This is a genomic window from Kitasatospora sp. NPDC048715, from assembly GCF_043198905.1.
Classification (GTDB): domain Bacteria; phylum Actinomycetota; class Actinomycetes; order Streptomycetales; family Streptomycetaceae; genus Kitasatospora; species Kitasatospora lactacystinica.
This window is the reverse complement of sequence record NZ_JBICVH010000003.1, coordinates 212,132-235,087: the sequence shown is the minus strand read 5'-3', so window position 1 is coordinate 235,087 and position 22,956 is coordinate 212,132. Positions and strand designations below refer to the sequence as shown.

The following is a 22,956-nucleotide window of genomic DNA, read 5'->3' as shown; positions in this document are numbered from 1 at the left end:
GTCAGGACCTGACCAGACGGGCGATGGCCTGATTGGCCTCGCGGATCTTGGTGCCCGCCTCCTGGCCGCCCTCGGCGATGGCGTCCCGGACGCAGCATTCGATGTGCTCGTCGAGGAGTTGGAGGGCGAAGGACTGGAGGGCGCGACTGGCGGCGGAGACCTGGGTCAGGACATCGATGCAGTAGGTGTCCTGCTCGACCATGCGCTGAAGACCACGGATCTGGCCCTCGATGCGGCGGAGCCGCTTGAGGAAGTCGTCCTTGTGGGAGCTGTAGCTGGCCATGGCCGTCTCCGGTTCCTGTGCGGTGAGGCGTGCCCACACTCTACCGGCGGCGCGGTAGGGGGAGTCGGCCCGGACGGGCGGGGTGGTGCCCGCCCGGGCCGACGTCCGCGGGTCAGCCCTGGACGCGGCCGACCAGCTCGTAGCCGGCCTCGTCGACGGCGGCGGCCACCTCGGAGTCGGCGAGCGACCGGGTGCTGCCGACGGTGACCGTGCCGGTGGCGAGGTCCACGGCGACGTCGTCGACGCCGTCGAGCTTCTTCAACTCGGCGGTCACCGAGGTGACGCAGTGGCCGCAGGTCATGCCCTTCACCTGGAAGACCGAGGTCCGGGCGGACTCGGCGGCCGGGGCCGCGCCGGCACCGGTGCCGCACGAGCCGCAGCAGGAGGAGGTCTCGGTGGCGGCGGACTCGACGGTGACGGTGGTCTCGCTCATGGGTGTGCTCCTGTCGTGGATGTCCGGCGCCGGCCGGGCTGTCCGGGCGGCTGCTTCGCTGGTGAACATACCATACCCCCCTAGGGTAATGAAGAGGGTTCGCCGCGGCACCTCCCGTCCGGCCGGCGCAGTGCTGTCCGGCGCGGCGCGGGCCTCAACACGGCTCTGTGACAGTCCTGTTGCGGGTGCCCGGGCAAGGTGGGGGAGCTGCCTCGCATCCCCGGACGACCGACACCACCACCAGAGGTGAACCCCATGGACCAGAGCACCCGGCCCGCCGCCCCGCGCGGCCTGCGCGAGATCCTCGCGGCCGGCGAGCGGACCTACTCCTTCGAGTTCTTCCCCGCCAAGGACGAGGCCGGTGAACGCGCCCTGTGGGCGGCGATCCGGCGGGTGGAGGCGGTCGCGCCGACCTTCGTCTCGGTCACCTACGGCGCCGGCGGCTCCTCGCGCGACCGCACCATCGGCACCACCGAGCTGATCGCCGCGCAGACCACCCTGCGCCCGGTGGCCCACCTGACCGCCGTCGGCCACTCCACCGCCGAACTCCAGGCCGTCCTGCGGCGCTACGCGGACGCCGGCATCCGCGACGTCCTCGCCCTGCGCGGCGACCCGCCGGGCAACCCCAACGGCGCCTGGCAGCCGCACCCGCAGGGCCTGCGGTACGCGGCCGAGCTGGTCCAACTGGTCAAGGAATGCGGCGCGTTCACCGTCGGCGTGGCCGCCTTCCCGGAACGCCACCCGCGCTCGGCGGACTGGGACGGCGACATCCGGCACTTCGTCGCCAAGTGCCGCGCCGGCGCCGACTACGCCGTCACCCAGATGTTCTTCGAGGTCGAGCACTACCTGCGGCTGCGCGACCGGCTGGCCGCGGCGGGCTGCGACACCCCGGTCATCCCCGAGATCATGCCCGCCACCGACGTGCGCCAGATCAGCCGCTTCGCCGAGCTCAGCGGCGCGTCCTTCCCGGCCGGCCTGGCGCGGCGACTGGAAGCGGCCCGCGGCGACCGCGCGGCGGCCCACCGCATCGGCGTCGACCACGCCACCCGGATGGCCGAGCGCCTCCTCCGCGAGGGAGCCCCCGGCCTGCACTACATCACCCTGAACCGCTCCACCGCCGCACTGGAGATCCACCGCAACCTCGACCCGACGGCCCGCCCCCTGGCCGCCACCCCCGCCTGACCCCGAACTCCCCCCGCAGATCCGTTCCGCGAGGCCGGCGGCCGCGGGGAGCCCCTTGCCGTTGGCGGTCATGGGCGGCCGGGCCGGTGAGAACCGGCCCGGCCACCCCGCTGGACTCCACCCGTGCGAGGCCGGGACTTCCGGTGGGCGGCCGTCAGGTGTGGGCGGGGGTCACCGGGTGCGGTAGGCGTCGGAGATGGTCTGGTCGAGGGTGTTGCCGTCGGCGTCGGTGAGTTCGGCGCGCAGGGAGACGGCGGTGCCTGCCGGCGGGTTCTGGACGGTGACGGCGCCGGCCTCGACCGGGAGGCGGGTCCACGAGGCGCCGCCGTCGGTGGAGGCCGAGACGGTCAGGGAGCGGGCGCGGCCTTCCGCGGCGGCGCCCTGCACGGTGATCGGGACGCGCAGCGGGCTGCCGGCCGTCGCGGTGCCGGCCGGGGTGAGCTCGGGCGAGAACCGTACGACGCTCACCGGGAGGGCGGTCGGCCCGGTGGTGGCGGCCGAGGTGAAGGTCCAGGACGCGTTGACGCGGGTGGTCGCGCCGGCCGCGGCCTTGCGGGTCGCGGTGGCGGCCAGGCGGTACGAGGCCTTGTCCGGGGTCACGGTGAACTCGCCGCGTCCCGCCGCGCCGGACGCGGCGCCGACCAGCACGCCGTCGCGGTACAGCGAGGTGTGGGCGGTGTCGAACGACGGGGTCCACGGCGCGTGGCCGTCGCCGTCGGCGAGCAGCGGGACGTCGGCGGTGATCCGGTCGCCGTCGCGGGAGACGGCGGGCCGGTCGGTGAGTGCGGGGCCGAAGACGGGGCCGTCGAAGGTGTGGGTGGTCGTGGTGCCGGCCCGGACGGCGAGGCGGTCGGCGGTGTAGTGGTTCGGCCTGCTGCCGTCGGCGCGGGGGACGGTGACGCCGATGTCCCAGGTGCCGCGCTCGGGTGCGACGAGGAAGGTGGCGGTGCCGGGGGTGGCGATGCTCCGGGACTCGCCGATGCTCGCCCCGTCGGTCGGCTGGAGGCTGACGAGCGCGGTGCCGGCGCCGCCCGGTCCGGCGGCACCGCGGATGTTCACGGTGGCCAGTTCCCGCGCGGAGTAGTGCTTGCTGAGCCCGGTCAGCGCGCGGGTGCCGGAGAAGGTCCTGCCGAGCAGGTAGCCGCGGGTGCCGGTCTCCCAGTTGACGTCGAACCACTGCTTCACCTCCCCGGCCCCGGTCTCCGGCCCGAGGTGGGCGACGCGCAGGTTCGGCGACCCGTTGGCGACGTTGACGGTCCGGGTGGCACCCTCGTGGGTGACCTCGACGAACATCCCACTGTGCCGGAAGCGCGCGGTGTCGTCCGGCGGCCGGACGTCGACGAGGGCGGTGGTCCGCGCGTCGACGGTGACGGTGGTGTCGTGGTCGAGGTCGAGGCGCGGCTGGACGATCCAGTCCGTCCAGATCGTTCCGCCCGGCTCCAGGCCCGAGGTCAGATTGCTGTCCAGCAGGTACCGGCCCTTGGGCAGCCGCACGGTGGTGGTGCCGGAGGGGGCGTCCAGTTGGACCGAGGTGTCGGCGCCGGGGCCGGAGATCCCGGTGACGCTGGTCCGGTACGGCGCGGTCGCACGGCCGGCGCGGTCCAGGTGCTTGACGGTGAGGGTGTACGTCTCCGGCTCCGCGGCGAAGGCCGTGCCGGTGAGGGCCGTGCCGCCGAAGGCGGGGGTCGAGGTGCCGACCAGGGCGACGGCGACGGCCAGGGCCCGGAGGGCGTTCCGGCGGGAAACGGAACGGGAGGCGGAGCGGGCGGCGGAGCGAGGGACGGAACGAGCGACGGAGCGGCGTGCGGAACGGGGAGCGGAGGTTGCGGTCATGTCCTGTACTGCTCGGACGGACGGGGGAGTTCCTGTGACGCACGTCACCGGAACCCGGGCGCCGGACCGGGCAGGGCAGAGTGTGGAAGCACTCATGAGAACGCGTCTTCGCCGCGGCGACCCCGACGTCCTGGGCGAGCTGTACGACGAGCACGCCCAGGTGTTGTACCGCTACGCCCTGCGCGTGACGGGCGACTGGGCGGAGGCCGAGGACGTCGTCTCGACGACCTTCCTGGAGGCGTGGCGCGGCCGGGAGCGGCTGCACCCCGACGGCGACGGGCTGCGCCCGTGGCTGCTGGGGATCGCGACCAACGTCATGCGCCGCAATGCCCGTGCCCGTCGGCGCCGTGACCTCGCGCTCGCCCGGATCCCGGAGCGCGGTTCGGTCCCGGACTTCGCCGACGACCTGGTCGCGCACCTCGCGGACGTGGAGCAGTTGCGTGCCGCCCGCCGGGCGCTCGCCCGGCTCCGGCGCCGCGACCGGGAGGTCTTCACCCTCGTGGTGTGGGCCGGACTGGACTACGCGAGCGCGGCCGAGGCGCTCGGCACGCCGGTCGGCACGGTCCGCTCGCGACTGTCCCGGGCCCGCGCCAGACTGCGCGAACTCACCGAGGCCGAGGCCCGTGCCGAGGCCAGAGCCGCGGCCAGGGCGCATGCCAGGGCCCGTGCCGCCGTCCCCGCCCTGCCCGTACCGGGCCGCCTCCCCGCGCTCCGGCCGTCGACCCAGGAGAGCCACGGATGAACGCCACCCCATGGCGCGGTAGGCCGCGCCCGTCGTCCGGGGAGCCCGGGGAGTCCGGGGGGCCCGAGGAACCTGGGAGATCGGACGCGTCCGAGGAGTCCGAGCGCCGCGAGCTCGCCGAGCTGCTGCCGCCGCCGGCGGTGCCCGGCCTGGGCGCGGATCGCCAACTGCTGCTGAGGGAACAGGTGTTGCGCCGGGCCGCCGCATCCGCGGAGCCGCCGGGCCGCCGCTCCGCCCCGCGGGCCCCGTTCCGGCGTCCGGCAAGGTTCCGGATCGCGGTGCCGGCGCTGGCCTGCGCGCTCGCGGTCGCCGGTGTCCTGGCGGTGGACCTCGGGGGCGAGGGGACGGCCGGGCGCGACCGCACGGTGGCGCAGGGCGGTGCCGCCGTCACCTCCGAAGCGGCTCGGCTCCTCGACCGGATCGCGCTCGCCGCCGCGGCGGGGCCGGAGCAGCCGACGGTCGGCGCCGACCGGTTCGTCTTCATCGAGAGCAGGGTGGCCTACGCCGCGCAGAGTGCGGCGGGCGGTCCCGTGGCGATGGCTCCCGCGCACACCCGGCAGGTCTGGCTGTCCGCCGACGGCAGCCGTCCCGGCCTGCTGCGCGAGGAGGGCGGGCCCGACACCCGGCTCGGCGAGGACGGGCCGGTCCTCCTCCTCGACCGGCCGGGGGCGTCGCCGCGGCCCGACGCCTCGCGCGGGAGCGGCCCGTCGATCGGCGAACCGACCCACGCGTACGTCGCCTCCCTGCCCACCGACCCGGACGCCCTGCTGAGGCTGATCCGGGAACAGACCGGCGGTGCGGGCCAGGCCGGTGCGGGCCGGGGCGGCGCCGGCCAGGACCCGGACCAGCGGGCCTTCGCGGCGATCGGCGACCTGCTGGCCGAGACCTGGGCGCCGCCGCGGGTCAGTGCCGCGCTCTACCGGGCCGCCGAGCGGATCCCCGGGGTCACCGTGGTCCCGTCGGCCGGGGACGCCGCCGGCCGGGAGGGCGTCGCCGTGGCCCGTACGGCGCACGGGCGGCAGACGCAGTGGGTCTTCGACCGGACCACGTACGCGTTCCTCGGCGAGCGCACGGTCCTCAGCGAGGCCGGCGAGGCGGGGCCGGCGGGGACGGTGGTCGGCACGTCCGCGGTCCTCGTCAAGGGGGCGGTCGACCGTGTCGGCGAACTCCCGCGGGCGGCAGGCTGATCCGGGCCGCCGCCGCACGGACCGCCGCACTGACCGCCGTACTGGCCCCGCCCTCCTCGCCGGGCCCGTCCACCTCGCCGGGCCCGCGCGCATCGGTGGGATGACCGATGTGCGGGCGGCGGGGGCGCGGCCATAGTCCTGGCAGGAGCGTGCGCGGGTGGCCGCGGTGCGCCCGGTTCCCGAAAGGACGTCCTGTGGACACGTGTGCGGCGTATGCGGATCTGGTGTTTCTCGGCGGGCGGGTGGTCACGGTCGACGCGGACTTCTCCGTCGCCTCGGCCCTGGCGGTGACCGGTGCGGTCATCAGCGCCGTCGGCGGAAAGGACGACGTCGCGCCGCTGATCGGGCCCCGCACCCGGGTCGTCGACCTTCGGGGGGCGACGCTGCTTCCCGGCATCAACGACTCCCACCTGCACGGATGCGCCTTCGGCATGGCGACGCCGCCGCTCTCCCTCGACCTCGGCCACCCCGCGGTGTCCTCGCTCGGGGACGTGGCCGAGGCGGTGCGGGAGGCCGTCGGACGCACCCCGGCCGGGCAGTGGGCCACCGGGCACGGCTGGGACACCGGGTACCTCGACGAGTGCCTCCTGGATCCTTCGCGGCAGCCCTCGCGGCACGACCTCGACGCCGTGAGCCCGGACCACCCCGTCGTGCTGTACTCCTTCTCCGGACACGCCACCTGGGTCAACTCCAAGGCCCTGGAGCTCATCGGGATCGACCGGAACACCGTCGCCCCGCCCGGCGGGGCCATCGTGGTGGACGGGGCGGGAGAGCCCACCGGGCTGCTCCACGAGGGGGCCCAGGCCCTCGTCCGGAACGCGCTGCCGCCGCTCGGCCGGCAGGAGCGGACCGCCGCGATCAGGACGACCCTCACCACCCTCGCCCGGCTCGGCGTGACCAGCTACACGGAGCCCGGGCTCGGCCCCGGCGGCGAGGGCATCATGAGGGGCGCGCTCGGCGAGGAGACCCTCGACGTGTACCGCCGGCTGCTGGCCGACGGCGAACTGACCGCCCGCGTCGGCGTCCTGCTGCTGCCCACCGGCATGGCGAGCACCACCGAGGAGTTCGCCCGCGGCCTCGCCGCCCTCGGTGGGCCCGGCGACACGGACCCGCGCCGCCTCGCGGTCCACGGGGTCAAGGTCTTCGCCGACGGCATCGTCCCCAACAGGACGGCCTGGATGCACGAGCCGTACGTCGGCGGCGGCTGCGGCTCCCTGTGCGTCGGCGGCGACACCGACACCGAGCGGACCGCCGGGATCGGGGCCATGATCCGGCTCGCCCACACCGCCGGGCACCAGCTGGGCGTCCACGTCACCGGCGACCGGGCCATCGACACCGTCGCGGACGCCTTCGCCGCGGCCGTGGCCGAGCACCCGCGGCCCGACGCCCGCCACTACGTCATCCACGGCGACTTCCTCACCGCGCACAGCATGGAGGTGCTGGCCGCGCACGGCTTCGGCGTCAACATGAACCCCACCATCAAGTGGACCGTCGCCGACATGGAGGAGGAACTCGTCGGCGCCGAGCGGGCCGCGTACGCCTGGCCCTACCGCGACGCCGTCGACGCCGGTGTGCGGGTCACGAGCGGATCCGACGCGCCCGTCACCCACCCGGACTGGCGCCAGGGCGTCGCCACCATGATGCTGCGCGAGTCCAAGGCCGCCGGCCGGGTCAGCGGCCCCGAGCAGCGCATCGGGCTGGCCGAGGCGCTGCGCACCTACACGATCGACCCGGCCTGGCAGGACTTCGCCGACGACTGGAAGGGCTCCCTGGAGCCGGGCAAGGCCGCGGACCTGTGCGTGCTCGACGGGGACCTGCTCGCCGCCGATCCCCGCGACATCCCGACGATGCCCGTCCTCCTCACCGTCATGGACGGGCGGATCGTGCACGACGCCCTGCGCGATTGACGTAACTCCGGGCACATGATCATCCTTGGACGGTGGCGGCGGAGCGAAGCGGGGCGGAACGGAACGGGACGGACATCCTGGACGCGGCCGTCCGGGTCCGCGAGGCCGCCAGGGGTGCCGCGGCCGGTACGACCGGCCTCGACGCGGTCCTGGCGGCACTGTCGGAGGTGATGGAGTACGACCACGCCTCCCTGGCCCGGTGGGATCCGCTGCGCGGGCACCACACCACCCTGGCCGGGAGCTACCCGGACGACGCCACCGCGTACATCGAGACCCGCCTGCACCGCGATCCGGTGTTCCCCGTGCTCCGCAGTCCGGCCCGGGGCGGCCTGTGGCTCGGGGACGTCCCCGGGCGGCTCCTCGCGGCCTCACCGGGCTTCCGGGAGGTGCTGCGCCCCCTCGGCATCGAGGACGGCGTGGCCCAGTGCCTGTTCGCCGTCGACGGCCGGTACGTCGGGATGCTGAACGTGAGCACCCGTCGGCCGCGGCGCGCGCCCGATCCCGCCCGGGCCGTGGTCACTCTGCTCAGCGAGGCGCTCGCCGCGGCCGTCGCCCCCCGGGCGGGCTCGCGGCCCGAGGGCGCGACCGCGGCCGTCCCGCCCGCGTCGGCCCGGCCCGGCGGACTCTCGCCCCGGGAGCTCCAGGTCCTGGCCGAACTGACGGCCGGCCGCACCAACCGGGAGATCGCCGAGCGGTTGTACATCACGCCGCGCACGGTGGGGACCCACATCGAGCACATCCTCGCCAAGCTCGACCTCCCCAACCGCGCGGCCGCCGCGGCCCGGGCCGCGGCCTGGGGGATCGGCTGCTCCCGCTGACGCGGACCGGCGGCCCGCGGCCGTACGAGCCGTACGCGTCGTACGAGCGGGGCGGTCGTACGCGTCGTACGCGCCGTCCGGGCGGGGCGGTCGGCGCGGGATCGTCCGGCGCCCCGCGGACGGGCCCGCTCAGTGCTGGTGGTCGGCGGGGGCCGGGGCCCCGGCGGCGCCGTCCGTCGTCACGGTGAAGGCCGCCGTGCGGACGGTGTCCTGGTGCTTGAAGTCCAGGAAGAGGCGGTAGCCGCCGGTGCTCGGGGCGGTGGTGGTGAAGCCGATCTCCGGGCCCGGGGCGCCGGTGTCCGGGTGGACGTGCAGGTAGGCGAGGTCGCCGGCGCGCAGCGCGACGAGGTGGCCGTACGCGCCGAGGTAGGGCTGGAGGTCGGTGACGGGCCTGCCGTCCTTGCTGACGCTCAGGGTCAGCCTGCCGCTGCGCCCGGGCGTGAGGTCGCCGCCCAGGGTGACGGTGTAGCCGTCGACCGTGACGGTCCGTCCGGTCTCCGGCAGCGGGGCGGGCCGCAGGTCGCCCGCGGCGTGCAGGTCGGCGCCGAGGGTGAGTCCCTCGGCGGCGCCGGCCGGGGTGAAGTCCGCGAGGACCCGGTACTCCCCGGCGGCGGGGACGGCGGTGCGGGCGCTCCAGGTGCCGTCGGCGGCCAGGGTCGGGTGCAGGTGCTGGAAGGTCGACAGGTCGCGCGGGGCGACGATCAGGTGCAGGTCCTTCTCGTGCTCCTGCTGGTAGGCGGTGACGGGCTTGCCGTCGCTGCCGAGGATGCGGAAGCGCAGGTCGGTGGGGGGGCCGGCGGTCACGAAAGCGTTGTCGACGCTGAGCGTGTAGCCGCGCTCGGAGATCTGGAGCCCGCCGGGCAGGTGCTCGGCGCCGCCGCCCGACTCCTCGGTGTGCCCCGCGTGCCCGGCCATGGCGGGCTTGGGGGAGGGGCCGCCGCTGCCGGTGGCGTGGCCGACGCCGAGGGCGAGGCCGAAGGCGGCGGCGAGTCCGGCGGCGAAGGCGGTGATGCGCAGCGGGGTGTTCATGACGCGGTTTCTCCTCGTGGCGCGGAGCGAAAGGGGGGTCGGGCGGGCGCTCAGGCCCGCATGAGCCGGGCGATGGCCTGCGTGGCCTCGGCGACCTTGGCGTCCGCCTCGGCGCCGCCGGCCGCGATGGCGTCGTGGACGCAGTGGGCGAGGTGGGAGTCGAGCAGCTGCAGGGCGACCGACTGGAGGGCCTTGGTGGCGGCCGAGACCTGGGTGAGCGTGTCGATGCAGTAGGTGTCGGTGTCGACCATGCGCTGGAGGCCGCGGATCTGGCCCTCGACGCGGCGCAGTCGGCGCAGCAGCCGGTCCTTGTCGTCGTGGTAGCCGGCCATGGGGTCCTCCTCGGGGTTCCGGCGGGGTTCGATGCCTTGAGTGAATACCCCATGGGGGTATCGAGTCAAGCGATCGCCGCCCCGGAAAAATACCTGCCAGGGGTATCGCTCAACCCTTGCGGTCGATACCCCTCGGGGGTATAAATGAACCCGGCACCGCCCGATACCCCTCCTAGGTATGAAGGCCCGGCCGCCGAACGTACCGCACGACGACGTCACGAGGAGCGACGATGACTACCCAGGCACCCGCCTCCGCGGAGGTGGAACTCTCGATCGGCGGAATGACGTGCGCCTCCTGCGCGGCCCGCATCGAGAAGAAGCTCAACCGGATGGACGGGGTCACCGCCAGCGTCAACTACGCCACCGAGAAGGCGAAGGTCTCCTTCGAGGGCGGGGTCGAGGTCGCCGACCTGATCGCCACCGTCGAGGCCACCGGCTACACCGCCGCGCTGCCCGCGCCCCCGGCCGCGGCGGGCGGCGCGGACGCCGAGCGGCCCGGGCCGGCCGACGAACTGGCCCCGCTGCGCCAGCGGCTGTTCACCGCGGTGGCGCTCGCCGTGCCGGTGATCGCGATGGCGATGGTGCCGGCCCTCCAGTTCGACAACTGGCAGTGGCTGTCGCTGACCCTCGCCGCCCCGGTCGTCACCTACGCCGCCTGGCCGTTCCACCGGGCCGCGTTCACCAACGCCCGGCACGGCGCCGCGACCATGGACACCCTGGTCTCGCTCGGCACCCTCGCCGCGTTCCTCTGGTCGCTGTGGGCGCTGTTCCTCGGCGACGCCGGGATGCCGGGCATGCGGCACGGCTTCGAGTTCACCATCGGCCGCAGCGACGGCTCGTCCAACATCTACCTGGAGGCGGCGGCCGGCGTCACCGCCTTCATCCTGGCCGGCCGCTACTTCGAGGCGCGCTCCAAGCGCACCGCCGGGGCCGCGCTCAAGGCGCTGCTGGAACTGGGCGCCAAGGACGTGACGGTGCTGCGCGGCGGAACCGAACTGCGCATCCCGATCGCGGACCTCGCGGTGGGCGACCGCTTCGTGGTCCGGCCGGGCGAGAAGATCGCCACCGACGGTGTGGTGGTCGAGGGCGCCTCGGCCGTGGACGCCTCGATGCTGACCGGCGAGTCCGTCCCGGTCGAGGTCGGGGTCGGGGACGCCGTCACCGGCGCCACCGTCAACGCGGGCGGGCGCCTGGTGGTCGAGGCCACCCGGGTCGGCGCCGACACCCAGCTGTCCCGGATGGCCCGGCTGGTCGAGGACGCGCAGAACGGCAAGGCCGCCGCCCAGCGCCTCGCCGACCGGATCTCCGCGGTCTTCGTGCCGATCGTGATCACCCTCGCGGTGGCCACCCTCGGCTACTGGCTGGGCACCGGCGAGGGCTGGACCGCCGCCTTCACGGCAGCGGTGGCCGTGCTGATCATCGCCTGCCCGTGCGCCCTCGGCCTGGCCACCCCGACCGCCCTGCTGGTCGGCACCGGCCGCGGCGCCCAGCTGGGCGTCCTGATCAAGGGCCCGGAGGTGCTGGAGTCCACCCGCAAGGTCGACACCATCGTCCTGGACAAGACCGGCACCGTCACCACCGGCCAGATGACCCTGCTCGCGGTGCACACCGCCGAGGGCGTGGACCGGGCCGAGGTGCTGCGCCTGGCCGGCGCCCTGGAGCACGCCTCCGAACACCCGATCGCCCGGGCGATCGCCACCGCCGCCGCCAAGGCCGGCGAACTGCCCGCCGTCGAGGGCTTCGAGAACGTCCCGGGCCTCGGCGTCCAGGGCGTGGTGGACGGCCACGCCGTGGTGGCCGGCCGGGAGGCCCTGCTGAACGCGTGGTCGCAGCACCTGCCCGAGACGCTGGCCGAGGCCAAGCGCACCGCCGAGGCGGCCGGCCGCACCGCGATCGCGGTCGGCTGGGACGGCGAGGCACGGGCCGTGCTGGAGGTCGCCGACGCGGTCAAGCCGACCAGCGCCGAGGCGATCGGCAAGCTGCGCGCACTGGGCCTGACCCCGGTGCTGCTCACCGGCGACAACCAGCTGGTCGCCGAGGCCGTGGCGGCCGAGGTCGGCATCGCTCCGGAGCACGTGATCGCCGAGGTCATGCCGCAGGACAAGGTCGACACCGTCAAGCGGCTGCAGGCCGAGGGCAAGGTCGTGGCGATGGTCGGCGACGGCGTCAACGACGCCGCCGCGCTCGCCCAGGCCGACCTGGGCCTGGCGATGGGCACCGGCACCGACGCCGCCATCGAGGCCGGCGACCTCACCCTGGTCCGCGGCGACCTGCTGGCCGCGGCGGACGCCATCCGGCTCTCCCGCAGGACCCTGGGCACCATCAAGAGCAACCTGTTCTGGGCCTTCGGCTACAACGTCGCCGCCCTGCCGCTGGCCGCGGCCGGGATGCTCAACCCGATGATCGCGGGGGCCGCGATGGCCTTCTCCTCGGTCTTCGTGGTCGGCAACAGCCTCCGGCTGCGCCGCTTCCGCTGAGCGGCCGCCTCCGCCTCGTCCGCGCTTCCGCGGGGACCCCGCGTCCGTCCGGGCGCCGAGGCGCCGAGGACCCGAGCCACTCCCCACCGCCGGGCCGAGGCCCCGGAACCCCGCAAAGGGTTCCGGGGCCTCGGCGCGGTCCGGCCGATCGGGCGTCGGTCCGGCCGATCAGTCCTCCGGCAGCCCCACCGCCTGCCAGCGGTACGCCGCGTCCTCCTGCCACACCTGCAACTCGCCCTCCACCACCGCCGCCAGGCACAGCCGCCAGTCGTCGCCCATGGCCAGCGCCACCCGGGTGGCCGGGCGCAGCGTGGGCCGCCACCAGCGCGGCCGACGGGAGGCGCCGCCGGCCGGCAGCCGCAGCCGTACGCCGCCCGCGCCGGCCAGTGCGACGGTCGGGCCGCCGCGGTGGCCCACCATGGCGATGCCGAGCGAGGGCTCGCCGTCGCCGATCTCGGTGCCCGCCCCGGCCGCGCCGAGGGTGTGCAACTGGACCGAGCCGTCCGCCCGCAGGGTGGCGGCCTGCGGTCCGGCGGAGGTGCGGGCCAGCGCCCCGGCGCGCAGCGGACCGGCCGGGCCCACCGGGACGGGCGGCCGCGCGGCGCCGGGCCGCCAGCTCAGCACCCGCTCGCGGTGCTCGACCAGCAGCAGCCAGGCGCCGGGCCGCTCCTCCTCGGCGGCGAGCACCCGGTCGGCCGGGCAGCCGGGGTGTTCCTGCCCGGTCAGGGTGCGGCCGGGGGCCCAGCGGTAGGAGCGCAGCGCGCCGCCGGCCGCCGTCCAGACCGTCATCTCCCCGGTCGAACCGACCGCGCCCGCCAGGCCGTTGACCCCGCGGGCCGCCTCCCACCAGCCGGTCGCCGTACCGACCCACAGGGTGCCGCCGCGGTCCTCGGCGCAGACCACCAGCTCGCCCTGGGGTCCGGCCCAGCCGGCGCTCAACTCCCTTACGGCGGAAAGACCCTGGCCGGCCGGAAGGCGCCGGTCGCGGCTGCCCGGCCCGGCCAGCGCGGTGCCGTCGGCGCCGCCGGTGACCACCAGCGGCCCCCCGGCCGGGTCGGGCAGCACGGCCAGACCCGCGGTGCGCGCCACCGGCCGGTGGCCGCGCAGCAGTTCGCGGCCGCGGGCGGCCCACGGGCCGAGCGGGGAGGGACGGCGGTCCGGCTCGCGGGCCAGCGGCTCGCAGGCCCAGCGCGCCAACTCCTCGCCGTAGCCCGCGGCCAGCAGTTCGGCGCGGGCCTGCTCGGCGGCCAGCCGGTGGTCCAGCCGGCCGTGGTCGGGCAGCAGCAGGGTGCGCGCGAGGGTGCCGACCGCGAACAGGTCCTTGGCGGTGGTCGGGAAGCCGCCCACCTGCTCGGCCTCCGGTGGCACGTGCCCGGGGGTGAACACCGCGACCGTCAGGGTGTGGTCCAGCGGGGCGAGGAAGGTCAGGTCGATCAGCTTGACCTGCCCCTGGCCGTCCACCAGGACGTTGGCGGGGGAGATGTCGCGGTGCACCCAGCGCTTGCGGTGCAGCTCGTCGACGATCCGGCAGAGCCGGGTCAGCACCTCCGCCACCGCCGACGGGCCGCCGCGCTGGCCGCGCGCCCAGGTGTGCAGCGGCGCGCCCTCGACCCAGGGCGAGATCTGGTAGCCCAGCAGCGCCCCGCCGGGCGGGGTTCCGGGCCGGTGCGGGGAGGGGCCGAGCAGGAAGCTGGGCACCACCAGGTCGGTGACGCCCAGCCGGTGCGCGTTGTGCGAGACGTCGTCCCAGCGGCCGAGCCAGCGCCGCACCTCGGTCGGGTCGCGCTCCAGCATGATCTTGGCGGCGACCAGCTCCTTGCGCCCGTTGTGTCCGGTGCGAACCGCCCGCCACACCTCGGCCTCACCGCCCCGGTGGTGGAACTCCAGGAGCTCGTACTGCTCCGGGTCGAACTCCGGCCCGAACCGGAGCCCGGGCACCCAACGCGACTCCGACACACGACCCCCGAAGCTACTGACCGCTGTGGACGCGCTGTTGGCGCGCTGCTGTTGAGCCGCTGCCGTGCTGCCGTTCCGCCGGCGACGCGATGCCCAGGATAGTGCTCTTTCCTGTTCGTCCGTCCGATCGAGGGCCTATTCTGATGGCGCCCGGGCAACATCACGACACGACGTCAACTCATGATCACCCAAAGGCAGTTGATCATGCGATGGTCGGTGTCCGAACACAGGGGGACGGTGCATGGCACTGATAGCGGTGCTGCTGGTCGTACTGGCGCTGGCCGGTGCGGCCGCCGTCGTCCTGGCCCGCCGCCGGCGGACCCTGGACGCCGCGACGGTGACGAAGGCGCTGGCCGCGGCCGCCGAACGGCTCGCCGCCGGCCGGGCCGCCCAGGCCCGCCGCCGCTACGCCCGGCTGGCCCGCCGACTCGCCGACGCCCCCGAGGAACTGCGCCCGCAGCGCGGCCTCGCCCTGCTCGGCCAGGCCGAGGCCACCGCCCCCACCGGCGACCAGCAGGCCACCCTCGCCCTGCACCGCGAGGCCTACCCGCTGCTCGCCGACCCGGCCCGGCAGCTGCCCCGGTGGAGCCTGCGCCGCCTCGCCGAGGAACGGATGCGGGCCCCCGACGGCGACCTCGGCCCGCTGCTCGCCTTCCTCCGGGCCACCGCCGCGGGCGCCGAGCCCGGCGAGGAGGCCGAAGCCGCCGCCCGCACCGTCGACTGGCTGCAGCACCGCTGCCGCGAAGGCGCCCCCGACCAGCGCGAACACGTCACCGCCGCCGCCCTCGCCGCCCTGCCCGGCCGGGACTGGCCCGTGCTCGCCCGGGCCGCCCTGCTGTGCGCCACCGACCGGGCCGCCGACGCCGAGGCCCTGCTCGCCGCCGCCGCCCCCACCGGCAGCGGCGAACTCTGGTTCCGCTGGGGCGCCCAGCTCTACACCCTGCACCGCGACCGACCCGCCGTCACCGCCTTCGACGAGGCCCTGCGCCGCGGCCCCGGCGAACCCTCCCCGTGGGGGCGCGGCCCGGCCCTGCGCACCGACAGCCTGCTCTTCCGCGGCCTGGCCCGCCAGCGCCTCGGCGCCACCGAGGAGGCCTGGGCCGACCTCGCCGCCGCCGCCGGCGAGAGCCCGACCGACCCCCGCCCCCGCTACGCCCTCGGCCGGCTCGCCCTGCTGCTCGGCGCCGACGAACCGGCCCGGGAGCAGTTCACCGCCGCCCTGACCGTCCGGCCCGACTTCGCCCCGGCCCGGTTCGGCCTCGCCCTGGTGCACGAGCGGGCCGAACGCCCCGCCGAGGCCGCCGCCGACTACCGGGCCGGCCTCGGCGGGGCCCCCGACTGGCGCCCCGCCAGGGTCCGGCTCGGCGCCGCCCTGCTCGCCGCCGGCCAGGCCGAACAGGCCGAGCCGGTCCTGCGCGCCGAGGCCGACACCGAACCCGGAAGCCGCTGGACCGCCGTCGCCGCCTTCCACCACGGCCTCGCCCGCGCCCGCGCCGACGACCCGGCCGGCGCCCTCGCCCGCTGGGAATCGCTCGACGACGAGGACCTGGGCCCCCGCCGGGCCCTGGCCCGCGACCGGCTCGCCCGCACCCGCCTGGCCACCGACCCGACCGCCGCCCGCGAACTCTGGCAGCAGGCCACCGCCGACCACCCGGCCGCCCCCGGCTACCGGGCCGCCCTGCGCGAAGCCGCCCTGCGCGAGGCCGCCCACCTGCTGGTCACCGGCCGGGACCACGCCGAACCGCGCGCCCGCGCCGCCGCCGCGCTCGCCCTCGCCGACACCCTGCCCGGCGCCCTCACCCACCGCCAGGCCCGGCTGCGGGCCGCCCTCGCCCTGGCCGAGGGCACCCCGGAGCCGGTCACCGCCCTGCTCGACGCCGGCAGCGGCCTGCGCGACCGCTACCACCTGGCCGCCGTCGCCCTGCTGGCGGGCCGCCCGGCCCGGACGATCGCCCTGCTCGGCCCGCCCGACCCGGCCGGCGACCCGGCGACCGCCCGACTGCGCGCCCTGCTCGCCGAACGGGCCGGCAACTGGGCCGCCGCACTGGACTGGTACCGGTACTTCCTGGCCTCGGGCACGGCGGCGGGCGCGGCACCCACCGGCGACTGCGCGCTCTGCGACCGCCCCGCCGCCGGCACCTGCGGCGGCTGCGGCCGCGAGGCCTGCACCGACCACCAGCACACCCCCGAGGCCGCCGGCTCGGCCCGCTGCGTGCGCTGCGCCGCCCCCGCCCTGCGCGCCGTCCTCGACTGCGCCCGCCGGGCCGGCACCCCGGAAGAAGCCGAACCCGTGCTCGCCCGCTGGGCCGAGGCGCTCGGCGAGGGCGAAGCCGCCGCGCCCGTCCGGCTCGACCTGGCCCTGCTGCGCGCCGAACTCGGCCGGCTGGACGACGCCCTGGCCGGCCTGCCCGCGGACGCCGGGACGGCCCGCGCCGCCGTCCTGGTCCGCCGGGCGGGCGCCGCCCTCGCGGCCGGGCGGCTCGGCCCGGCCGCCGTCGACCTGCGCCAGGCGCTCCGACTCGCCCCCGGACACGAGCTGCCGGGCCGCGAGCGGGCGGCCGGCGCGCTCGTCCTGCTGGCCGAGCACGAGGCGCACCAGGCCGCCCTCGACGGCCGCCACCGCGAGGCCTGGGAGGTCTACCGCGAGCTGCTGGTCAAGGACCCGGCCCACCCCCGGCTGCTGCACGCCCTCGGCCTGGCCGGCTACCGGCTCGCCGCCGCCGCTGCCTCCGGCACCCCTGATGCCCCTGATACCCCTGGCGTCCCCGAGGTCCCCGACGCCTCCGGCGAAGAGGTCTGGGCCTGGACGCTCGGCTGCCTGGTCGCCGCCCTGCACCAGCCCGAGCTGTGGACCGAGTCCGCCCGGATCACCGGCCGCACCGCCGAACCCCAGCGGCTGGCCGCCGCCCGCGCCGCCCTGCTCGACCGCCTCCGCGACGACCTGCGCGCCCTGGACCGGGCCGCCGGACGCAGCGGCGACGAGGTCACCGCCTGGACGCTGCGCCTCGGCATGGAGGCGCACTGCGCGGACGCCTTCGCCCAGGAGGACATCCGGATCACCCTGCCCGGCCGCCCGGCCCGCCGTCTCGCGCTCGGCCCCGCCCTCGAAGGGCTGCTCCGCGACGACCCCGAACTCCCGGGCTGGGCCGAGGCCTTCGAACAGGCCGTACGGGCCTGGCGGCGACCCGCCGGCCCCGACGCGCCCGCGCCCACCCGGGCCCTCGGCCTGTTCGGCGACCTCGGCGCACAGCGCTACCTGCAGCTCCAGGGCCGGCAGGCCGCCGCCGTCGCCGCCCTGGACGCGGTGCCCGAACAGCGGCGCGGCGAGGACTGGCAGTCGCTGCTCGGCGAGTCCCTGGTCAGCCAGGCCCGCGAGCACCACCGCAACCAGGACTGGCGCGAGGCCCTGGAGAGCCTCACCCGCGCCCGGTCCGTCCCCGGTGCCAGGCTGCCCGCCGACGCCGCCGCCATCGCCGCCGAGTCCGGCCTGCGAGCGGCCCGCGCGCTGCTCAAGAACAACCTGGACGACCAGGCCGGGGCCGCCGAACTCCTGGAGAAGGCCCTGGCGTTGGCCCCCGACGACCCCGAGGTGCAGGGCGACCTCGGTGCCACCTACGCCCAGTGGGCGCGCAAGATCAACAACGAGGACAAGGACTACCCCCGCGCCCTCGCCCTGCTGGAGAAGAGCCTGGAGCTGGCACCCGGCGACCCGACCGCCCGCCACTTCCTGGAGGCCGCCCTCGGCAACCGGGCCGGCCAGCTCAGCCATGCCGACGCCACCGACGCGGAACTCGTGGAGGCCGCCGAAGCCTGGCGGGCGCTGATCGAACTCAACCCCGATCCGGACCACCGGCTCGGCCTCGCCTTCGTGCTGCGCCAGCTCGCCCGCTCGGCCGCCTTCGCCGACGACCGCCGGCGCGCCGTCGAGTGGATGGCCGAGGCGCTGCGCGCCGACCCGGAATGGGAGGGCGGGGTCGAACAGGAGGCCCCGCGCCGGGTCTCGGTGATGCTCGCCAACCACGTGGTGGACGGCATGGAGGACCAGCCGTTCACCGACCAGGCCGCGATGCTCCAGAAGGCCAGGTCCTACGACGACTCCACCGACATCCGCCGGCTGATGGTCAGCGTCTGGCGCGGCAAGGCCATCAGCCACTACGAGGGCCGCCGCTACCGCGCGGCGATCCGGCTGCTGGAAGAGGCGCTCGAACTGTCCGGCACCGCGGAGGACACCGACAAGCTGCGCCGCGAACTCGGCATCGTCTACGGCTCCTTCGCCGTCCAGCAGGCCAATGCCCGGAAGCTGCGCGAGGCCCGGGACCTGGCCCGCAAGGCCGTCGAGTACAGCCCGGACGACGTCGAGCTGCACGTCATGCAGCGGCGGATCAACTCGCTCTACTGACGGCAACCGCAGGGAAGTTGGCGTCGTCCTAGACCGTACGCCGCAGACCGCAGACCGCAGGCCGCCACCCGGGCCGCCGCCCCGAGCCGTCCCCGACACCGTGAGGAGAGAGACCGCCCGCCATGCCACTGAACGAACCGTCGCCGTACGAGGTCCTGGGCATCCCGCTCACGGCCGGCGTGCGCGAGATCAACCTCGCCGTCGGACCGGCGATGCGGGCCGGCCGGTACACCCGCCAGCAGATCCAGGAGGCCGCCGCGCTGCTGCGCAACCCGGACCGGCGCCTGGAGGCGGACCTCCAGCAGCCCCTCCCGCCCGAGCCGGTCGACCAGGCCGCCGAGCTGCTCGCCCCCGCGCTCGCCGAGCCGCTGCTGGTGATCGAGCGCCCACCGCTGCCGCCGGCCGCCCTGCCCGCCCTCCACCGCGCCGAGCTGGCCGCCGACTTCGCCGAGCCCGCCCCCGGCGGCGCCGACCCCGAACCGCCCGTCCCCGCCCGCTACGCGGCGGACCTGTCCGTGCTGCCGCAGATCGAGGTTCCCGAATGACCGACGCACCCACTCACGTACCTACTGACGCTCCCACTCTCGCGCCCGCCGCAGACCCGCTCGACGGCCGCCGGCGGCTGGAGATCCCGCCCGGCGTCGAGGACGTCGACCTGGAGCAGGCGTTCGGCCGGCTGCTCTTCCGGGCCTCGCTGCTGGGGAGCAAGCTGACGGAGCAGAAGCAGGCCGCCCGGGCCGAGCAGCGCGAACTGCTGGGCATCCTGGTCGAGGTGGACGACGCGCTCGCCGCCCTCGGCCTGGACCGCGAGCTGGTGGCGCTCGGGCGCGGTGCCGGACTGGAGGCCACCCGGCGGCGGCTGCTCGGGCAGCTCGCCAAGGCCAGGGTGCGGCCGATGCGGCTGGAGGGCATGACGGCGGACCCGGACCTGACCGAGATCGTGGGCACCGAGCCCCGCGCCGGGGTGGCGCCGGAAACGGTGGTGCGGACGGTGGTGACCGGGTTCTTCTGGGGGGACGAAGTGCTGCGCCGGGCCCAGGTGGTGGTCGCCGCGCCGGAGCCGGATCCGCGGCCGGAGCTCGGGGACGGGCCGGTGGGGGCCGCGGCGGAGGACTTCCCGCCGCCGCTCCCGGAGCCGGAGCTGCCCGAAGCCGCCGAGGCCACCGAAGCCACCGAGGTCACCGAAGCCGCCGAGACCGCCGGGACCACCGCACCCGCCGAGCCCGAGGCGCCGGACACGCCCGGGGCCGCCGAGGCCGTCCCGCCCGCCATCGCCGCCGCGTTCGCGACCGCGCCCGCCGCCGCCGTCGACCCGATCACCCGGGCCCAGCCCAAGGCGGCCCCGCCCCGGGCCCGCCGCCGGGGCAAGGCCGTGGCCAAGCAGGCCAAGCGCAAGAAGTAGCCAGGACCACGAGGGGCAAGAGGGGAACGACATGTACCGCACACTCGGCATCGACCTGGGCACCACCAACTCCGTGGTCGCCCACCTGCGCCGGGGCGAGCCGGAGATCATCTTCAACCGGCAGAACCAGGAGGCCACGCCCTCCGTGGTCGGCAGCGGCCGCAAGGGCGAGCTGCTGGTGGGCTCCACCGCGCGCAGCCGGATCGCCGTCGACGGCGTCAACGTGATCCGCTCGGTCAAGCGCTTCATGGGCCGCAAGTTCAAGGACCCGCAGGTGCAGGCGGCCCTGAAGGAGGTGGACTACAAGGTCACCGCGGGCACCGACGGCGACGTCAACGTCTGGTTCAACGGCCGCTCGTACACTCCGATCGAGATCTCCGCGATCATCCTGCACCGCCTCAAGGAGGACGCCGAGCAGCGCTTCGGCGAGCCCTTCCACCGCGCCGTCATCACCGTCCCCGCCTACTTCGGCGAGCGGCAGGTCGCCGCCACCCAGGAGGCGGGCCGGATGGCCGGCCTGCACGTGCTGCGGATCATCAACGAGCCGACCGCCGCCGCCCTCGCCTACGGCATCACCTCCGAGGCGGGCGACGAGGGGCGGACCGTCCTGGTCTACGACCTCGGCGGCGGCACCTTCGACATCTCCATCCTGCTGCTGGTGCCCGGCTCGGTCTCGGTACTCGGCATCGAGGGCGACAACCTGCTCGGCGGCGACGACTTCGACCGCGGGATCACCACCGCGCTGCTGGAGGACATCCGCGAGGAGTACGGCGCGGAGTACCAGCCCGACCTGCGCGACCGTCCGAAGATCGCCGCCACCGCCGAGACCATCAAGATCGAGCTCTCCAACCAGGAGTCCTCCGAGGTCATCCTGCCGGGCCTGGGCGCCGGGCAGCTGGTGCTGGAGACGGAGTTCGAGCGGGCCCGCTTCGAGGAGCTGATCGAGGCCCGGATCGAGCGCACCATCGAACTGACCCACAAGGCCATCATGCAGGCCAACCTGACGGTCGGGGACATCGACGAGGTGGTGCTGGTCGGCGGCTCGACCGCGATCCCGCTGGTCGCCCGCCGGCTCGGCGAGGTATTCGGCCCGCGCCGGATCCGGCGCGGCGTCAACCCGATGCAGTGCGTGGCGCTCGGCGCGGCCGTCCAGTCCGCGCTGGTCGGCGAGGTGGAGTGCCCCGAGTGCCGGGCCCCCGGCGACCTGTCCGCCTCCAACTGCGCCAACTGCGCCACCACCCTGCTCGGCGGCGCCCGGGTCTCCTGCCCGACCTGCCACATTCCGGTCGACGCCGACGCCGCCGCCTGCCCCAAGTGCGAGCGGGCGCTGGACGGTTCGGGCGCCACCGGGTCCGGTGCGACGGTCCCGCAGCAGACCCGGGCCACCGCCGTGGTGCACGGCGGCAACTGCCCGCGCTGCGGCACCCCGGCCGCCCCCGGCGTCACCGCCTGCGAACTGTGCGGCGAGCCGCTCAACTCGGCCGCCCCCGGCCACACCAAGGTGGCCGGCACCGCCGCCGAGGACGTGGGCCTGCGCTGCGCCTCCTGCGGCCTGGTGAACCCGCCCGGCTGCGAGGTCTGCCCGGGCTGCGGCGAGCTGGCGCAGGTCACCAACCCGTTCGACATCACCCCGAAGAACCTCGGCATCGAGCTGAACGACGGCCGCCTCGCCGTCATCATCCCCAAGAACACCAGCTACCCGACGAGTTCGCCGGTCAGCCGGGAGTTCGTGGTCTCCGGCAGCGGTCGGCAGCGGCTGGAGATCGCGGTCTACGAGGGCGAGCACGAGATCGCCCAGCAGAACGAGTTGATCGGCCACCTCACCCTGCGGCTGCCCGAGGGCCTGGGCGGCCGCACCCCGGTGGAGGTCTCCTTCGGCCTCGACCGGGACCGCACCATCACCCTGTCGGTGCGGATCCAGGGCGGCGCCGAGAAGACCGTCAAGCTGGAACGGGTCACCCTCGACCCCGAGTTGAAGGTGCAGGTCGAGGAGCAGCAGCGGCAGATCGAGTCCTTCACCGACCGCTGGGGCGGCGAGCTGACCGAGGCCGAGATGCGCGAGGCGCAGCGGCTGATGGACAGCCTGGACGACCTGGCGGCCGGGCAGACCCGGGGCCGGTCGGTGGACGCGGCGCTGGAGCGGGCCCAGCAGCAGCTCAAGGCCCAGCGCTGGGTGCGCGGTTCGGAGGCGTACCTGAGCCTGTTCATCCACTACTGCGAGAAGCACCTCGATCCGAGCGACCTGGACCAGTTGCGGTCGGTGGCCGCGGAGCTGCGGCTGCGCCGTGAGGCCGCCGACTGGGAGGGCGCGGTGCGCGCGGCCCAGCGGGCGGACGAGCTGTGCGACGCGCTCGGGCACACCATGCGGATGCTGACCATGTGCAACGTCTACGTGACCCAGAACATGGTCTCGCCCGCCCTGGGCCAGCTGATCATGGCCGAGCTGCGCGGGCTGGACGAGGCGGTGGAGGCGCCCAACATGGCGGAGGTCAACACCCACATGTCGAATCTGCTGGCCCTGTACGCGCAGGCGCAGCGGGAGCTGGGCAGCGAGCCGGCCCAGGAGTCGCTCGGCCCGGTCCGCCCGGAGGAGGCGGGGCCGCGATGAGCGCCGTGGACGCCTTCCCGCAGGTGCCGGAGGTCCCGGCGGCCCCGGGGGTCCAGGGGATCCCGGTCGCGCCCGAGGTGCCGTGCCCGCTGTGCAGGGTCCCGGCGGATCCGCAGACCCTGCGCTGCCCCTCCTGCCGGGAGGACCTGTCCGTGCTGTTCCGGCTGCGTTACGCCGGACGGATCGACTACAACCGGGCGCTGGACGCCCTGGCGGCCGGGAACGAGTCGCTCGCCCTCGGCCTGCTGCACCGCGCGGTGGCGGCCGAGCCGGGGTTGTATCCGGCCCGGGAGCTGCTGGAATCGCTGAACGTCGCCGCTCCCGCGGTGGCGGCGCGGGTGGGGCGGGAGGCCGACACGCCCTAGGAC

The 22,956-nt window shown here is 75.7% G+C and carries 17 protein-coding genes; 11 read left to right on the top strand and 6 right to left on the bottom strand.

Translation table 11 applies throughout. From position 1 onward, the window contains the following. Window position 1: 1 nt before the first annotated feature. Together ACGFSC_RS07710 and ACGFSC_RS07705 are read right to left on the bottom strand one after the other, a co-directional pair. A complete protein-coding gene (locus tag ACGFSC_RS07710) occupies window positions 2-283 on the bottom strand; it encodes a metal-sensitive transcriptional regulator (protein WP_380355567.1) in 282 nt (93 codons plus the stop codon). Window positions 284-395: 112 nt separating this feature from the next. Next, on the bottom strand, window positions 396-716 hold the full coding sequence (locus ACGFSC_RS07705) for a cation transporter (protein ID WP_359897309.1): 321 nt from the start codon (window positions 714-716) through the stop codon (window positions 396-398). A gap of 255 nt (window positions 717-971) precedes the next feature. Between ACGFSC_RS07705 and metF the strand changes: the two genes are divergently transcribed. Beyond that, window positions 972-1,898 carry a methylenetetrahydrofolate reductase [NAD(P)H] gene (metF, locus tag ACGFSC_RS07700; RefSeq protein ID WP_359897307.1) on the top strand — a complete coding sequence of 309 codons (927 nt, stop codon included), beginning with the start codon at window positions 972-974 and terminating at the stop codon, window positions 1,896-1,898. A gap of 171 nt (window positions 1,899-2,069) precedes the next feature. Here metF and ACGFSC_RS07695 read toward each other — a convergent pair whose 3' ends face one another. Next, window positions 2,070-3,731, bottom strand: a complete 1,662-nt coding sequence (locus ACGFSC_RS07695; RefSeq protein WP_359897305.1) for a serine protease — start codon at window positions 3,729-3,731, stop codon at window positions 2,070-2,072. Between the two features lie 94 nt (window positions 3,732-3,825). Here ACGFSC_RS07695 and ACGFSC_RS07690 point away from each other — a divergent pair, with 94 nt between their 5' ends. From ACGFSC_RS07690 to ACGFSC_RS07675, 4 genes are all read left to right on the top strand, one after another. Then, window positions 3,826-4,473: an RNA polymerase sigma factor gene (locus ACGFSC_RS07690; protein WP_359897304.1), complete on the top strand. Its 648-nt coding sequence runs from the start codon at window positions 3,826-3,828 to the stop codon at window positions 4,471-4,473. Further along, window positions 4,470-5,660 (top strand): CU044_5270 family protein, encoded by a 1,191-nt coding sequence (locus ACGFSC_RS07685; protein ID WP_359897302.1) that lies wholly within the window; start codon window positions 4,470-4,472, stop codon window positions 5,658-5,660. Before ACGFSC_RS07690 ends, ACGFSC_RS07685 begins: the two co-directional genes overlap by 4 nt. A 224-nt stretch (window positions 5,661-5,884) precedes the next feature. Next, window positions 5,885-7,567 carry an amidohydrolase gene (locus tag ACGFSC_RS07680; protein WP_359897301.1) on the top strand — a complete coding sequence of 561 codons (1,683 nt, stop codon included), beginning with the start codon at window positions 5,885-5,887 and terminating at the stop codon, window positions 7,565-7,567. Window positions 7,568-7,599: 32 nt separating this feature from the next. After that, entirely contained in the window at window positions 7,600-8,385 is a 786-nt protein-coding gene (locus ACGFSC_RS07675) for a LuxR C-terminal-related transcriptional regulator (RefSeq protein WP_359897298.1), read from the top strand. Between the two features lie 129 nt (window positions 8,386-8,514). Here the strand turns inward: ACGFSC_RS07675 and ACGFSC_RS07670 are convergent, their stop codons facing one another. Together ACGFSC_RS07670 and ACGFSC_RS07665 are read right to left on the bottom strand one after the other, a co-directional pair. After that, the gene (locus tag ACGFSC_RS07670; RefSeq protein ID WP_359897296.1) at window positions 8,515-9,414 is read right to left on the bottom strand and encodes a hypothetical protein; all 900 of its coding nucleotides are present in this window, start codon (window positions 9,412-9,414) and stop codon (window positions 8,515-8,517) included. Between the two features lie 50 nt (window positions 9,415-9,464). Then, complete coding sequence (locus tag ACGFSC_RS07665; RefSeq protein ID WP_359897476.1) at window positions 9,465-9,779, bottom strand: metal-sensitive transcriptional regulator; 315 nt, start codon at window positions 9,777-9,779, stop codon at window positions 9,465-9,467. 197 nt (window positions 9,780-9,976) lie between these two features. Between ACGFSC_RS07665 and ACGFSC_RS07660 the strand changes: the two genes are divergently transcribed. After that, window positions 9,977-12,223, top strand: a complete 2,247-nt coding sequence (locus tag ACGFSC_RS07660; RefSeq protein ID WP_359897294.1) for a heavy metal translocating P-type ATPase — start codon at window positions 9,977-9,979, stop codon at window positions 12,221-12,223. Between the two features lie 168 nt (window positions 12,224-12,391). Here the strand turns inward: ACGFSC_RS07660 and ACGFSC_RS07655 are convergent, their stop codons facing one another. Next, a complete protein-coding gene (locus ACGFSC_RS07655) occupies window positions 12,392-14,161 on the bottom strand; it encodes a hypothetical protein (protein WP_359905457.1) in 1,770 nt (589 codons plus the stop codon). A 259-nt stretch (window positions 14,162-14,420) separates the two neighbouring features. Here ACGFSC_RS07655 and ACGFSC_RS07650 point away from each other — a divergent pair, with 259 nt between their 5' ends. The 5 genes from ACGFSC_RS07650 to ACGFSC_RS07630 all read left to right on the top strand — a co-directional run bounded on the left by ACGFSC_RS07650 (window position 14,421) and on the right by ACGFSC_RS07630 (window position 22,953). Beyond that, window positions 14,421-18,578: a hypothetical protein gene (locus ACGFSC_RS07650; RefSeq protein WP_359905460.1), complete on the top strand. Its 4,158-nt coding sequence runs from the start codon at window positions 14,421-14,423 to the stop codon at window positions 18,576-18,578. A gap of 122 nt (window positions 18,579-18,700) precedes the next feature. After that, window positions 18,701-19,123, top strand: a complete 423-nt coding sequence (locus ACGFSC_RS07645) for a hypothetical protein (protein ID WP_359905463.1) — start codon at window positions 18,701-18,703, stop codon at window positions 19,121-19,123. Further along, a complete protein-coding gene (locus tag ACGFSC_RS07640) occupies window positions 19,120-19,980 on the top strand; it encodes a nucleotide exchange factor GrpE (protein WP_359905465.1) in 861 nt (286 codons plus the stop codon). Before ACGFSC_RS07645 ends, ACGFSC_RS07640 begins: the two co-directional genes overlap by 4 nt. Window positions 19,981-20,011: 31 nt before the next feature. Next, a complete protein-coding gene (locus tag ACGFSC_RS07635) occupies window positions 20,012-22,588 on the top strand; it encodes an Hsp70 family protein (RefSeq protein WP_359905467.1) in 2,577 nt (858 codons plus the stop codon). Beyond that, on the top strand, window positions 22,585-22,953 hold the full coding sequence (locus ACGFSC_RS07630; RefSeq protein ID WP_359905469.1) for a hypothetical protein: 369 nt from the start codon (window positions 22,585-22,587) through the stop codon (window positions 22,951-22,953). The genes ACGFSC_RS07635 and ACGFSC_RS07630 overlap by 4 nt, the downstream gene beginning before the upstream one ends. The last annotated feature ends 3 nt before the right edge of the window (window positions 22,954-22,956 follow it).

Bases quoted from the DNA above. Each gene is read 5' to 3' on its own strand.
- ACGFSC_RS07710 (WP_380355567.1), bottom strand. From the start codon at position 283: ATGGCCAGCTACAGCTCCCACAAGGACGACTTCCTCAAGCGGCTCCGC.
- ACGFSC_RS07705 (WP_359897309.1), bottom strand. From the start codon at position 716: ATGAGCGAGACCACCGTCACCGTCGAGTCCGCCGCCACCGAGACCTCC.
- metF (WP_359897307.1), top strand. From the start codon at position 972: ATGGACCAGAGCACCCGGCCCGCCGCCCCGCGCGGCCTGCGCGAGATC.
- ACGFSC_RS07695 (WP_359897305.1), bottom strand. From the start codon at position 3,731: ATGACCGCAACCTCCGCTCCCCGTTCCGCACGCCGCTCCGTCGCTCGT.
- ACGFSC_RS07690 (WP_359897304.1), top strand. From the start codon at position 3,826: ATGAGAACGCGTCTTCGCCGCGGCGACCCCGACGTCCTGGGCGAGCTG.
- ACGFSC_RS07685 (WP_359897302.1), top strand. From the start codon at position 4,470: ATGAACGCCACCCCATGGCGCGGTAGGCCGCGCCCGTCGTCCGGGGAG.
- ACGFSC_RS07670 (WP_359897296.1), bottom strand. From the start codon at position 9,414: ATGAACACCCCGCTGCGCATCACCGCCTTCGCCGCCGGACTCGCCGCC.
- ACGFSC_RS07660 (WP_359897294.1), top strand. From the start codon at position 9,977: ATGACTACCCAGGCACCCGCCTCCGCGGAGGTGGAACTCTCGATCGGC.
- ACGFSC_RS07650 (WP_359905460.1), top strand. From the start codon at position 14,421: ATGGCACTGATAGCGGTGCTGCTGGTCGTACTGGCGCTGGCCGGTGCG.
- ACGFSC_RS07645 (WP_359905463.1), top strand. From the start codon at position 18,701: ATGCCACTGAACGAACCGTCGCCGTACGAGGTCCTGGGCATCCCGCTC.
- ACGFSC_RS07640 (WP_359905465.1), top strand. From the start codon at position 19,120: ATGACCGACGCACCCACTCACGTACCTACTGACGCTCCCACTCTCGCG.
- ACGFSC_RS07635 (WP_359905467.1), top strand. From the start codon at position 20,012: ATGTACCGCACACTCGGCATCGACCTGGGCACCACCAACTCCGTGGTC.
- ACGFSC_RS07630 (WP_359905469.1), top strand. From the start codon at position 22,585: ATGAGCGCCGTGGACGCCTTCCCGCAGGTGCCGGAGGTCCCGGCGGCC.